The following is a 12,882-nucleotide window of genomic DNA, read 5'->3' on the forward strand; positions in this document are numbered from 1 at the left end:
GTTTAGCAGTCTTTTTTACGGTCGTTACCATGTATGTTCAACGCCCAGATATGGCCTTCGCGGGCAATAAGCGCCTCTGAGGTTTCAGGGCCCCATGATCCGGCGGCATAATTTGGAAAGTCAAGCGAATCGCGAGATTCCCATGTTTCCAGTATAGGCGTAATCACGTCCCATGCTTCCTCAACCTGGTCAGAACGCATGAACAGTGTAGCGTCGCCACGCATGGCATCAAGCAACAGGGTTTCGTAAGCTTCAGGCGTTTGCGTTGAGCAGGTATCGTAATCAAAAATCATCTCGGCCGGGTTAAGCTCCATTTCAAGGCCGGTTTTTTTGGCCATAAAACGTAAGCGGATATCCATCTGCGGCTGAATGTTAATGGTTAAACGATTAGGCATCAGGTTATCCGATTGACGCTCGTGGAAAGTTGAGTGCGGCACCGGTTTAAACTGTATGGTAATGGATGAGGTTTTCTCCTGCATGCGTTTACCGGTACGCAGGTAAAAAGGCACATCCTGCCAGCGCCAGTTATCAATAAAGAATTTGATAGCCGCAAACGTTTCAGTATTTGAATGCTTGTCAACGCCCGACTCCTCACGGTAGCCAGGTACTTTCTTGCCCTGCAACCATCCCTCGGCATACTGGCCACGAACGGCATACTTATGCACCTCATCATGCTTCATACGGCGAACGGCACGCATTACATCAACCTTGCGGTTACGCACCTCTTCGGCCTTGAAAGATGCCGGTGGTTCCATAGCCACCATGCACAGTATCTGCAACAGGTGATTCTGTATCATATCGCGCAAAGCGCCCGAGCCTTCGTAGTAACCACCACGATCTTCAACGCCTACCTGCTCGGCCACGGTTATCTGCACGTAATCAATATAATTACGGTTCCAAAGCGGCTCAAATAAAGTATTGGCAAAGCGGAAAGCAAGTATGTTCTGTACTGTTTCCTTACCCAGATAATGGTCAATACGGTAAATCTGCTCCTCGTTAAAAGTACGGGTAAGCAGCTTATTCAATTCGATAGCGGTTTCCTTGTTATGGCCGAAAGGTTTCTCAATTACCATACGGTCACGCTCTACATCAGCTGCAAGACCGGCTTTTTTGATATTAACCGTTACCGCCTCAATAAATTGTGGCGCTACCGATAGATAGAACAACCTGTTGGCACGTACGCCCCAGGCTTTGCTCTGATCTTCCATTTTCTGATTCAGATCAATGTATGATTGCGCATCATTGATGTTTGACTGAAAGTATGAGATGGACTCCTTGAAAACTTCCCATTTTTCAGGGTCGGGAGCTCCGCTGCGCGAAAACTCACCTAAACCCTCGTGGAGGCGCTCTCTAAATTGGTCGTCCGTTAATTCGGTACGGCCAAGGCCAATGATGGCGAAATTATCGGGCAGCCAGTTTTCGAGGTATAAATTATATAATGCCGGTATCAGCTTACGTTTGGCAAGGTCACCTGTACCGCCAAATATCACCATAATTACCGGATGGTCATTTTTAACCGTTTTCATTTTTTGCGATTGTTTGGTATGAATTTGTTTATCGTACTATTTCCACTCGGTGTGGAATACACCTTCGCGGTCGGTACGCTCGTACTGGTGCGCGCCAAAATAATCGCGCTGCGCCTGTACCAAATTAGTTGGCAGGGTTGCACTGCGGTAACCATCAAAATAGCTTAATGAGGCCATAAATGCCGGTAACGGAATGCCCTTGTCAACAGCTATCTTAATAATATCGCGGGTATCACCTTGTTTTGCCAGCAATGTAGCGCCAATCTCTTCATCCAACAGGATGTTTGGCAGATCAGGTTGCTTTTGGAATGCCTTGCGGAAATCCTCTAAACACAACGCGCGGATGATACAGCCACCACGCCAAATTTTTGCCACCTCCTCAAGTTTAAGCTCGTAGTCATACTCTTTTGAAGCTACGAACAATTGAGCCAAACCTTGCGCATAAGTATTGATCATGGCAAAGTAGTAGGCATTTTTAAGTTGCGCTACAAATTTTTGCTTATCAACGGCACCAATTTCGGTTGGAGTTACTTTTAATAATTCAGCAGCCTTAACACGTTCTGTTTTATAGGCTGATAGATCGCGCATGGTTACGGCGGCATCAATAACCGGAACCGGAACCTGCAGGTTCATGGCATCCTGTGATGTCCATTTACCGGTACCTTTTGAGCGGGCGCGGTCAGATACAAAATTTACCAGCAATTCATCGCTTCCTTCGTCTTTTTTCTTCAGGATATCTGATGTAATTTCGATCAGGAATGATTTAAGTTCTGTGTTATTCCACTCCTCAAATATGGGTTGCAGTTCGGCATCCTCAAAACCCAACCCGCGTTTCAGCAGGTCATAGCTTTCAGATATCAGCTGCATCAGCGCGTACTCAATACCATTGTGCGCCATTTTTACGTAGTTACCGGCAGAGCCGTTACCTAAATAAGCTACACATGGCTCACCATCAACTTTGGCGGCAATGGCTTCAAAAACAGGGCGCAGGCGCTCGTAAGCATTTTTATCGCCACCCGGCATCATGCTTGGGCCGAAACGCGCACCTTTCTCACCGCCCGATATACCCATGCCAAAAAAGTGGATGCCCTTATCGGCCAGTTCAGTGACACGGCGGTCAGTATCAGGGAAAAAGCTGTTACCACCATCAATTACGATATCGCCTTTTTCAAGAAACGGTAACAAGGTTTGTATAGCGGCATCAACCGGTTTACCGGCAGGCACCAGCAGCATTATCGCTCGTGGTGTTTTTATTGAACCTACAAATTCCTCGGCAGAGGTGGTACCCTTTACTTGCTGACCTTCTTTAGCAGCTTTTTCAAAAGCGCTTGCTTTTTCAGCGTCAACGTCTAACCCTGCGGCGGCAAAGCCATGATCAGCCACGTTAAGCAGTAAATTCCTGCCCATAACGCCTAAACCAACAATGCCAAAATCATATTGAGCCATAGTTTTTTGTGTTTTATTTTATTGTGTTCAGATTATAGTGTTTCAGTTAAGCCAAAATCGGCAAGGGCCTGTTTGGTTGTTTCAAATTCGGTATGATGTATACCCCGTATGCCCAACATAGCCGCCGCCTCGGTGAAAACCTTGCGGTCATCAATATATACTACCTCTTCGGGCTTTACCTGCGACAGATCAAGCGCGGAAAGATAAATATCTTTATCCGGTTTGCGGGTATGCACAAAGCATGACGAAGCAAAAATATCGATCCATCCCGTAAGACCAAATTTATGTATACGGTATTCGTTCAATTCTCGCCCTTCGTTATTAACGGCCACCGTTCTGAGGTTATATTTTTTCTTTATACGACAAACCAGGTCGATCATATCCTGATACGGGGCTGATTCGTTGTACATAAAAGCAGTAAAATCATTTGGCGTAAAGCTACGCTCCTGGTGAAATACCAGCAGGTTTACATATTCATCGAGCGTCATTTTACCGGCCTCATACGCATCAAAAATAATGCGGTGGCGCTCGTTCATATCGGCAAAGTCGAGCGAAAAAGCCTCGGCGGCTTTCTGTCTGGAATTGCGGTCCCAACCATTGGTCAGGAACACACCGCCGAGGTCAAGAAAGAGTGCTTTTACAGCAGGCTGGCTCATACGGCCACCTCCCCTTTTTTATCAGCTATGGTTTTCATCAGGCTATCAAAAGGCTTGATGAATTTCTGGATGCCTTCATCTTCCAGTTTTTGGGTAACCTCAGGGAGGCTGATACCCACAACATCTTCCAGTTGGTAAAGCACGTAACGGGCTTCCTCATAAGTGCCATCCAAACGGGCCTCAGGGTTACCATGGTCACGGTAGGCGTTCAGCGTTTCAACCGGAACGGTGTTCACTGTTTCAGGACCTATCAATGCCTCAACATACATAGTATCGGCAAAGGCCGGGTTTTTAGTGCTTGTGCTGGCCCAAAGTAAACGCTGCGGTTTAGCACCTTTTGCTTCAAGCGCTTTAAAGCGCTCGCTTTTAAATATATCCTTGTAAATTTGATACGCGGCCTGTGCACTTGAGATAGCCACTTTTCCTAATATCTTGCGTGCAGCAGCTTCCTTTTCAGGATTATCTTTAATAGCGGCTTCCAGCATCGGGTCAACCAGGCTGTCAATACGGCTTAAAAAGAAACTGGCTACTGATGCTACATTATCAACCGATTCGCCATTGGCTAAACGCCTTTCAATACCGGCTACATAAGCCTCAGCTACCTCACGGTAACGATCAAGGCTAAATAGCAGGGTGACATTTACATTGATACCCTCGCTGATCAGTTGCTCAATAACCGGTAGGCCCTCTTTGGTACCCGGCACCTTGATCATCACATTTTTACGATCCAGCAATTTCCATGATGAACGCGCTTCGGTAATGGTACCTTCGGTATTTAAAGCCAGACTTGGCGATACCTCCAGGCTTACATAGCCATCTAACGCATTGGTTCTTTCGTATACGCCTTTGAACAAGTCAGCCGCGGCACGAACGTCCTCTACCGCTATCGATAGGAATATTTCTTCCGGAGTTTTGCCTTGTTTGGTCAGTTCAGCTATCGACTCGTTATAGTCATCGCTTTTGGCAATGGCTTCTTCAAAAATAGCCGGGTTTGAGGTTACGCCTCTTAAGTCGTCCTCATCTATCAGTTTTTTTAATTCGCCTGACGCGATGAATTTACGACGGATATAGTCAAGCCAGATGCTCTGGCCGTAATCTGATACTCTTTGCAGTGGATTTTTCATATGCTTAATTTTTTTCCTAATGCGAGAACTTTATCTAACCGGCGCTGAAAACGCTCGCCACCATCATACTTCGCGTTAATGAACGCGTGCGCCAGTTCTGTAATTAACGATGCACCTAAAACACGGCCGCCAATGCACATCAGGTTCATATCGTCGTGCTCAACGCCCTGGTGTGCCGAGTAGCTTTCGGTTATTAATGCCGCGCGGATACCATTTATTTTATTGGCCGCTACCGATACGCCAACGCCGCTGCCGCAAACTGCTATACCTTTTTCAACCTCACCGCTTACAATGGCTTTGGCAAGGGGCACAACAATATCCGGATAATCATCAACAGCGTCATACTCGTGGGCGCCATAGTCAACAATTTCATAACCTTCGCTTTGCAGTTGTTTTACCAGCGATTGTTTTTGATCAAAACCGGCATGATCGGCCGCTATTCCAATTTTCATATCAGGTGTATATTATTTATTTAGGAGTGCTTTTGCCCTGTTGTAAACATTATCAATGGTAAAGCCGAAGTGCGCCAGTACTTCCTCGCCCGGGCCTGACTCGCCAAAGCGGTCTAAACCAATTACATCGCCTTCGGCTGTGATGTATTTGTACCATCCTAAGGTAACACCTGCCTCAACGGCTAAACGCGCATGTACCGATGGTGGCAGCACGCTATCTCTATAAGCCTTATCCTGTTTTTCAAACAGCTCCCACGATGGCATACTTACCACACGTGCGTTAACACCCTCGGCAATAAGCTTTTCGTAAGCGCCTATAACCAGTTGCACTTCTGATCCGGTGGCCATCAGGATAACCTCGGGCGTATCAGATGAACTGGCCAATACGTAAGCACCTTTTTCAACATTGCTGGCAGGGGCGTATTTCTCGGTATCAATAACCGGCAGTTTTTGCCTTGACAAAATCAATGCTACCGGGCCATGTTTACGTTGTATAGCAATGCGCCATGCAGCTACCGTTTCGTTAGCATCAGCCGGACGGATAACCGTTAAGTTTGGCGTAGTACGCAATGAGGTTACCTGCTCAACCGATTGGTGAGTAGGGCCATCTTCGCCCAAGGCGACACTATCATGCGTAAAGATATACGTAACCGGTGCTTCGGTAAGCGCTGCCAGGCGGATAGAACCGCGCATGTAATCGCTAAAAGTTAAGAAAGTAGCGCCATAAGTACGAATGCCTCCGTAAGATGCCAGTCCGTTTAATGCTGAACCCATGCCGTGTTCACGTACACCAAACCAGATATTGGTATCCTGATACCTGCCCGGTTGAAAGCTCAATCCGCCATCCTTTGGTGTTTCGTTAGAGCTTGCCAAATCGGCAGAACCACCTATTAACCACGGAATGCTGCTACGCAAAGCGTCCAATGCCTTACCTGATGCCTGGCGGGTAGCTAAGGCTTCGCCTGCTTTAAATTCAGGCAGCTCTTTATCCCAGCCTTCAGGCAGATCGCCCTTAACGGCTAATTGTAATTGTTTCTTTTCTTCCGGATAAGCCTCGCCATATTTACCAAACAGGCTTTCCCACTCTTTATGCAGCCCGGCACCTTTTTTACCAGCCTCGGCTAAATGCGCCTTTACTTCCTCCGGAATTACAAAAGTTTGCTCCGGGTCCCAGCCAAAAAATTCTTTGGTTTTTTTCAGGTTATCAGCTCCCAACGGGTTGCCGTGAACCTTGTTGGTACCCTGCTGCGGACTACCGTAGCCAATTATAGTTTTTACGGATATAAGCGATGGCTTATCAGTTACCGCCTGCGCGGCTAATATAGCTTCTTCTATAGCTTTCAGGTCATTACCATCCTCTACAGTAATGGTATGCCATCCATAAGCATCAAAACGGGCGGGTACATTTTCGGTAAATGCCAGTTCGGTTGATCCGTCTAACGAAATCTTGTTATCATCATATAAATAGATTAATTTACCCAACTGCAGGTGGCCGGCCAATGATGCAGCCTCAGAGGCTACACCTTCCATTAAATCGCCATCGCTTACAATAGCGTAGGTGTAATGATCAGTCAGTTTATAATCGGGCTTATTGTAAGTAGCGCCAATAAACGCCTCGGCAATAGCGATGCCTACCCCATTACCAAAGCCCTGGCCAAGTGGCCCGGTGGTAACTTCGATACCCGGCGTTAATACCGATTCGGGGTGGCCCGGAGTTTTTGAACCCAACTGTCTGAATTTTTTCAGTTCATCCAGCGGCAAATCATAACCATATAAATGCAGCAAACTATATAATAACGCCGAACCATGACCTGCTGATAATACGAACCTATCGCGGTTTGGCCATTTTGGGTCGGCGGGATTAAATCTTAAAAACTTGCTCCAAAGCACGTAAGCCATTGGCGCGGCACCCAACGGTAAACCGGGGTGACCGGAATTTGCTTTTTCAACCATATCGGTTGACAGGAAACGGATGGTGTTTACACTTAACTCTTCAATTGTGTTGTTTTTCATAGTAGTAGCTGTCTGTTAAATATAAAGTTACAACTTGTATTGTAAGATGTATGTTAAATTCAACTCTTTACATCAAACGTATTAAATTAAATACCTAATCGTTGCAAAAAAGGTTTGAGAAACGTTTAGTACGTGACGGAGATATGATAAAACGCAATTAGTTTTAATTATTTTTTAATAATTGATATATGCCAATCACATATTTTACTAATACCTGCAATAAAACAGCTTTAATCAAGCGGATACAATGCTAGAAGCTTAAGCAGCACGCCATTTGTCCAGCCGAAACCATCCTGTAAAGGGTATTCGCCGCCGCCCGCTTTTGCAGCATCACCTTTAAGCTCAATGTTATATTTTTCGAGCAGTTTACCGGTTTGCCTAAAGGCTGTAATGTTTTGATGAAGCCAGCCCATAGCAATTGTGCTGGCCAGTGCGTTCTGCTTATAATTGCGCAGGCCCATTACGGTAACGTATTGCAACGGCGCCCATCCGTTGGGCCTGTCCCACTGCTGGCCGGTATTTTTTAAGGTTGTTGATACGCCACCGGTATGCACAAAGCTGTTTTTTATTTTGGCCGATACTTGCCTGGCCTGCTTATTGGTAGCGATATTGAAGAACAGTGGAAATGCCGAGGCTATAGTTAACTGCGTTGAACGCTTTTTTGACTTCCAGTTATAATCCACGTAAAAACCCTGCCTGGCATCCCAACAGTATTTATTGATGGCTTTCAGTCGATTTTGTGCTTTGGCCGAGTAAACCTCCGCTTGTTCAGCATTTCCACCTTCACGGTAGCCACGCGCTATAACCAATTCCAGGTTATATAATAAGCTGTTCAAATCAACCGGAACCAATTTAGTGGTTTGTATGCTATGCAGGTTTTTACCATCAGCAAACCAGCGGCTGCTAAAATCCCAACCCGATTCGGCAGCCGCGCGTATGTTGCGATAAAACTCCGCTTTAGGCTGTTTGCCTTTGGCTGCTTCCAAAACATCTTCACGGTAGGATTCCTCGCGGGGCTGATCACTGTCGTCCCAGTAGCGGTTCAGTACTGTACCGTCGGCCAGCTTAACTACGCGCCGGTGTGCCTGCCCTGGCTTTAAGCCGTTTGCTCCATCCATCCAAAAAGCATATTCTTTTAATAATTGTGGCTGATACTTTTTATAAGCACTGTTACCCTTCTTCTCGGCCAGCAATTTCACCATCATGGCAAAAAAAGGCGGTTGCGAGCGGGTTAAATAATAAGTACGGTTTCCATTGGGTATGTGCCCGTATTTATCGATTAAAAAAGCGAAATTATCTGCCATATCCTCAATCACCTTAATCTTACCAGCCTGTTGTAAACCCAGCATAGTAAAGTAAGAATCCCAATAATATACTTCCCTAAACCTGCCGCCGGGTACAATGTATGGGTGAGGAAGCGCCAATAGTGAAGTACCTTTTGCGGTATCCGGACTGCGTTGCAATACTGTCCACAGCGTATCAATATGGCTTATGATACCTTTTGATGGGTTGCTTTTAAAAACATCCGTGTTAGCAACCGGCTCCTGGAAATATTTTGCTACAAAGGCTTTTAAATTAAACCCCGCTTTCCCTTTTTGTGCTTCATATGCTTTATTAATTACCTCGGCACTTGCAAGTGGCACCGCATCCGGAAAAGTTTTGCCATCGGCATATACACGTTCCATTTGCACCCGTTTAAATAAATCCGGATATAGTTGTGCGGGAGTTTTAACCTGGGCCGTTGCCGTTAACGAGCAAACGGCAAACCATAAGAATAATAGCTTCCTCATAAAACTATAACGATGAAAATTTGAAATTGTAAGGCAGAATATCAAAATCGCATGGTTAAACAGCTAATATCACCTTATAAAACAACTAACGCCGGGCGTTGCCGGCGTTGTTACATTGCTATTTCATGCCCGGGACGGGGGTCTTCTGGTAGTATCTCCATTTGCGGATAGTCAACATAGTCGGCATACCATTGAATGGCGCTTACTACATCAAGCGCATCATCAGATGTTATATTGATAGTTTCAAAAGCATAAAGCTTGTTATGGGCATAGCCATATAGCTGGATCTCACTCTTATTGGGTGTGAATGGATCACTGTTGAGGCAAAAAACGCGAACCTTAAGGCCGGTATCTCTTGAGTGGATAATGTCGCGGCAAGGATCGTTCGGATCGGTAGCTAACAAATAAACGTTGTGGTCCATAATATTCTGTTAACAAAGCAAATCGGGGATAGTTTGGCGAATTTTAACCATCAGCAGCTATTTGTACAATGCAGCTTCAAGCGCTTCTACCGAAAGCGAAATTCCTTCAATAATATATTGAGCTTGCATATAAAAACCCTCACGCTCGGCCAGTTTACCGGTAATAAAGTCAACCAGTTCATCTCCCTTTTTACCCTGCAATACCGGGCGTACGGTTTTGCTGTTTTCCAGCCTGTCGGCAAGCGTTTTGGGTGATAGCTTTACATATAGGGTTTTGCCGTGGTTGTTCATCCAGTCCATATTATCAAAAAAACATGGCAGGCCACCACCGGTTGATACGATTACCTTTTCAGGATAATCAGTTTCTTTTAGCATAGCCGATTCCAACTTACGAAAGGCATCCTCGCCAAAGGATGAAAAGTATTCGGCAATGCGCATGCCCACTTTTTCTTCAAGGGCATGGTCGAGATCGATAAATTCATAGCCCAGGTGCGCGGCAAGCTTGCGGCCCCAGGTGGTTTTACCACAGCCCATAAAGCCCGTGAAAAATATGCGGTGCGGGTTGTATGCTGTATTATCAGTTGCAGATTGGCTCATCTCTATAAAACAAAAAAAAGTAATCAGGCGATGGTTACACGCGGATCAATCCAAACATATAGAATATCTACCAGAATATTGATCACCACGAAAATAAAGGCGATAAATAATATGGAACCCATGATGACGGGAAAGTCGGACATTTCGAGCGCATCTACCATTACCTTGCCAAGCCCGTTGTAGCCAAACACATATTCAACAAAGAAAGACCCGGCCAGCAGCGATGCAAACCAATTGGCAATAGCGGTAATAACCGGGTTAAGCGCGTTTTTTAAGGCATGGCGATAAACCACCGCGTTATGGCCAAGGCCTTTGGCACGGGCAGTGCGGATGTAATCCTGCCCTAATACATCGAGCATGGCGTTGCGGGTAAGCTGTACAATAATGGCCAGCGGGCGCAAACCAAGTGTAAGCGCAGGCAACAGGAGATTTTTAAGGGTAATCACTTCGCCCCTGAATGGATCGTAACTATACAAACTGCCCGACATGTTGAGGCCTGTATATTTGTTAAGCACAAAACCAAACAGCCAGGCAATAATAATACCCGCGAAAAATGAGGGTGCCGATATACCAAGTGTTGACAGACTAATTAATAACCTATCCAGCCATGAATTTTGACGCAAGGCACATACAACACCTAAAAACACGCCAAGTATTATGGCAAACACCATGGCCGAAGCTGCCAGCAGCAAAGTATTAGGCAATACATCCATTAATAAGGTTGATACATCCTTATGCGTTTGGTACGAGCGCCGCAGGTAAGGCCATTTTAAAGCCAGCACCTGTTTGTCCCAAACGGGGATCAGCTCAACATAGCCGTAGCGTTGCTGCTCGGCATGGCTGTTTGTATGTATGCCCAAAGGGGAAAGATCATTCAGATAATAAACAAACTGCATGGGTACCGGTTTATCCAGCCCAAACTCCTTGCGCACGGCTTCCAGCGATTGCACGTCGGCACGTTGGCCCTGCGTCATGCGGGCAGGATCAACCGGTAAAATATTAAACAGAAAGAATACTACCACCACAATACCCAGCATTACAGCCAGGGCATAACCTGTTTTGCGGATGAGGTAATTGATCATTTTAAATTATTCCTGAAAATATGCTTTTACCAGTTCATCATACGCTGGCATGGTGTGGTAATGCCATTTGTTAATTACGGTACCGTTTTTCAATAATAACACACCCGGATTAGCGCGAACCATACTTTTTAGCGGCACGGCATCGGCAAAAAATACTTCGGTGTATAGCTTATACCGTTTTTCGAGTGCCAAAACATCCTGAGCAGAGTTTGAGGTAAGCAGTACGCTGCGCACATTATAATTTTCGGTAAGATTAAGGGCAATAGTATTCAGCTTTTTCAGGGCTTCGTCATTGGTGTGGTTCAGATCGTAAGCTACAATTACCAGGTTATAAAATGGATTACTGATGATCTCCTGCGTGTAGTCATTGCCCTGCATATCGGTAATGTTCAGGTCGATTATTTTAGGTGTAAAGCCTTTTTTTACCAGGCGGCTTTCGGGATTGCCCACTACTTCCCAGTTGTTATCCTTCCAGATGCCGGTTTTCATGTACTCCTTATCTGTCATGTTCTTGGTCTCGCCAGTCGCCTTATTTTTCAAGTTATAGGTCAGTTCATATTCGTCGGGCTTGGCACCGGGCGGCACCTTCATTTCATCTGGCAGGTTGGCGCCAATTTTGTAGGGCAAAAAATCAATCACCGGCAGAAAATTGTAAGTGTAAAAACCAATACCTAAAGCCAGCACAGTAGCAACAGCTAAAGCCACATCGCCGGGCTTGCGGCCAAACAAAGGTTTTATTTTATCAGGGTTGAAAAACAGCACCAGCGTTAGTAACAGCAGTACTAAGTCTTTACCGAACGACTCCCACGGGGTAAGCGGAATAGCATCGCCAAAGCAGCCGCAGGTTTGTACCACCTTAAAAAATGCAGAATAAAAGGTAAGGAACGCGAAGAAAATAATAAGCAGCAAAAGCCCCCAAACGGTGGTGCGGGCACGCGCACCTATCAGCAGGGCAAAGCCCATAATCATTTCGAGCGCGCAAAGTATAATGGCGATGCCGACGGCGAGGCTATCCAGAAAAGTGATGTGGAATACCTCAAAATATTCAACCAGCTTATACGAAAAGCCCAGCGGGTCATTTGCCTTGATCAGTCCTGAAAATATAAACAGCAGGCCCACCAGAATGCGGCATATCCAAACTAACGCGTTTTTCATTTTGCCCCCAGTTTTATCAGCGCGAAAACCGAATAGTTCAACATATCCTGGTAATTAGCCTTTACCCCTTCGGATGCCAGCGTTTCACCCTGGTTGTCCTCTATCTGTTTCACGCGCAGCAGTTTCATCAATATCAGGTCGGTTAGCGAGCTGATGCGCATATCGCGCCAGGCCTCCCCATAATCATGATTTTTGGCGAACATCAGGTTCTTGGTTTCGTTTACATGCTCGTCAAACAAAACGCCCACTTGTTCAGCAGGCAGTTCAAGCGGTGTATCGGCAGTACAATCCAGCTGCATCATGGCGATAACGCAATAATTTACGATGCCGATGTATTCGCCGGTAATATCATCACCCACCATTGATATTTTTTTTTCTTCGAGCGTGCGGATGCGTTGCGCCTTAATGAATATCTGATCAGTGATGGAGGAGATACGCAATATGCGCCACGCAGTACCATAATCGCGTGTTTTTTTAATGAAAAGATCCCGGCAAAGGGTGATAACTGCGTCGTATTCTGCTGCGGTGTTAGCCAAGGTAGTTGATTTTTAGCGTTGTACTATTTAAAGTTGACCGGTTGTAATGTTATCTGTTTTTTTACAACCTTTACAACTCAATT

The 12,882-nt window shown here is 45.7% G+C and carries 12 protein-coding genes; all 12 read right to left on the reverse strand.

Translation table 11 applies throughout. The features are described from left to right. Positions 1-2: 2 nt before the first annotated feature. Complete coding sequence (gene zwf, locus LT679_RS09565) at positions 3-1,526, reverse strand: glucose-6-phosphate dehydrogenase (RefSeq protein ID WP_232177246.1); 1,524 nt, start codon at positions 1,524-1,526, stop codon at positions 3-5. Positions 1,527-1,562: 36 nt separating this feature from the next. Next, entirely contained in the window at positions 1,563-2,972 is a 1,410-nt protein-coding gene (gndA, locus tag LT679_RS09570; RefSeq protein ID WP_232177247.1) for an NADP-dependent phosphogluconate dehydrogenase, read from the reverse strand. A gap of 32 nt (positions 2,973-3,004) precedes the next feature. Beyond that, positions 3,005-3,628: an HAD-IA family hydrolase gene (locus LT679_RS09575; RefSeq protein ID WP_232177248.1), complete on the reverse strand. Its 624-nt coding sequence runs from the start codon at positions 3,626-3,628 to the stop codon at positions 3,005-3,007. Further along, positions 3,625-4,752: a transaldolase gene (gene tal / locus LT679_RS09580; RefSeq protein ID WP_232177249.1), complete on the reverse strand. Its 1,128-nt coding sequence runs from the start codon at positions 4,750-4,752 to the stop codon at positions 3,625-3,627. The genes LT679_RS09575 and tal overlap by 4 nt, the downstream gene beginning before the upstream one ends. Continuing rightward, positions 4,749-5,204, reverse strand: coding sequence for an RpiB/LacA/LacB family sugar-phosphate isomerase (locus tag LT679_RS09585; RefSeq protein WP_232177250.1), 456 nt, complete (start codon positions 5,202-5,204; stop codon positions 4,749-4,751). The genes tal and LT679_RS09585 overlap by 4 nt, the downstream gene beginning before the upstream one ends. A gap of 12 nt (positions 5,205-5,216) precedes the next feature. Further along, complete coding sequence (gene tkt, locus LT679_RS09590; protein WP_232177251.1) at positions 5,217-7,217, reverse strand: transketolase; 2,001 nt, start codon at positions 7,215-7,217, stop codon at positions 5,217-5,219. A gap of 230 nt (positions 7,218-7,447) precedes the next feature. Beyond that, complete coding sequence (gene treF / locus LT679_RS09595) at positions 7,448-9,007, reverse strand: alpha,alpha-trehalase TreF (RefSeq protein ID WP_232177252.1); 1,560 nt, start codon at positions 9,005-9,007, stop codon at positions 7,448-7,450. A gap of 110 nt (positions 9,008-9,117) precedes the next feature. Further along, positions 9,118-9,429, reverse strand: a complete 312-nt coding sequence (locus tag LT679_RS09600; RefSeq protein ID WP_232177253.1) for a hypothetical protein — start codon at positions 9,427-9,429, stop codon at positions 9,118-9,120. A gap of 57 nt (positions 9,430-9,486) precedes the next feature. Continuing rightward, positions 9,487-10,026 carry a shikimate kinase gene (locus tag LT679_RS09605; protein WP_232177254.1) on the reverse strand — a complete coding sequence of 180 codons (540 nt, stop codon included), beginning with the start codon at positions 10,024-10,026 and terminating at the stop codon, positions 9,487-9,489. A 23-nt stretch (positions 10,027-10,049) separates the two neighbouring features. Next, on the reverse strand, positions 10,050-11,108 hold the full coding sequence (locus tag LT679_RS09610; protein WP_232177255.1) for an ABC transporter permease: 1,059 nt from the start codon (positions 11,106-11,108) through the stop codon (positions 10,050-10,052). Between the two features lie 6 nt (positions 11,109-11,114). Beyond that, positions 11,115-12,263: a BT_3928 family protein gene (locus tag LT679_RS09615; RefSeq protein ID WP_232177256.1), complete on the reverse strand. Its 1,149-nt coding sequence runs from the start codon at positions 12,261-12,263 to the stop codon at positions 11,115-11,117. Beyond that, a complete protein-coding gene (locus LT679_RS09620; protein WP_232177257.1) occupies positions 12,260-12,799 on the reverse strand; it encodes a DUF1599 domain-containing protein in 540 nt (179 codons plus the stop codon). Before LT679_RS09620 ends, LT679_RS09615 begins: the two co-directional genes overlap by 4 nt. Positions 12,800-12,882 lie beyond the last annotated feature (83 nt).

It is taken from the genome of Mucilaginibacter roseus (assembly GCF_021215455.1).
GTDB classification, from domain to species: Bacteria; Bacteroidota; Bacteroidia; order Sphingobacteriales; family Sphingobacteriaceae; genus Mucilaginibacter; species Mucilaginibacter roseus.

Excerpts from the sequence above, each read along its gene's own strand:
- zwf (WP_232177246.1), bottom strand. The coding sequence starts at position 1,526 with ATGAAAACGGTTAAAAATGACCATCCGGTAATTATGGTGATATTTGGC.
- gndA (WP_232177247.1), bottom strand. The coding sequence starts at position 2,972 with ATGGCTCAATATGATTTTGGCATTGTTGGTTTAGGCGTTATGGGCAGG.
- LT679_RS09575 (WP_232177248.1), bottom strand. The coding sequence starts at position 3,628 with ATGAGCCAGCCTGCTGTAAAAGCACTCTTTCTTGACCTCGGCGGTGTG.
- tal (WP_232177249.1), bottom strand. The coding sequence starts at position 4,752 with ATGAAAAATCCACTGCAAAGAGTATCAGATTACGGCCAGAGCATCTGG.
- LT679_RS09585 (WP_232177250.1), bottom strand. The coding sequence starts at position 5,204 with ATGAAAATTGGAATAGCGGCCGATCATGCCGGTTTTGATCAAAAACAA.
- tkt (WP_232177251.1), bottom strand. The coding sequence starts at position 7,217 with ATGAAAAACAACACAATTGAAGAGTTAAGTGTAAACACCATCCGTTTC.
- treF (WP_232177252.1), bottom strand. The coding sequence starts at position 9,007 with ATGAGGAAGCTATTATTCTTATGGTTTGCCGTTTGCTCGTTAACGGCA.
- LT679_RS09600 (WP_232177253.1), bottom strand. The coding sequence starts at position 9,429 with ATGGACCACAACGTTTATTTGTTAGCTACCGATCCGAACGATCCTTGC.
- LT679_RS09605 (WP_232177254.1), bottom strand. The coding sequence starts at position 10,026 with ATGAGCCAATCTGCAACTGATAATACAGCATACAACCCGCACCGCATA.
- LT679_RS09610 (WP_232177255.1), bottom strand. The coding sequence starts at position 11,108 with ATGATCAATTACCTCATCCGCAAAACAGGTTATGCCCTGGCTGTAATG.
- LT679_RS09615 (WP_232177256.1), bottom strand. The coding sequence starts at position 12,263 with ATGAAAAACGCGTTAGTTTGGATATGCCGCATTCTGGTGGGCCTGCTG.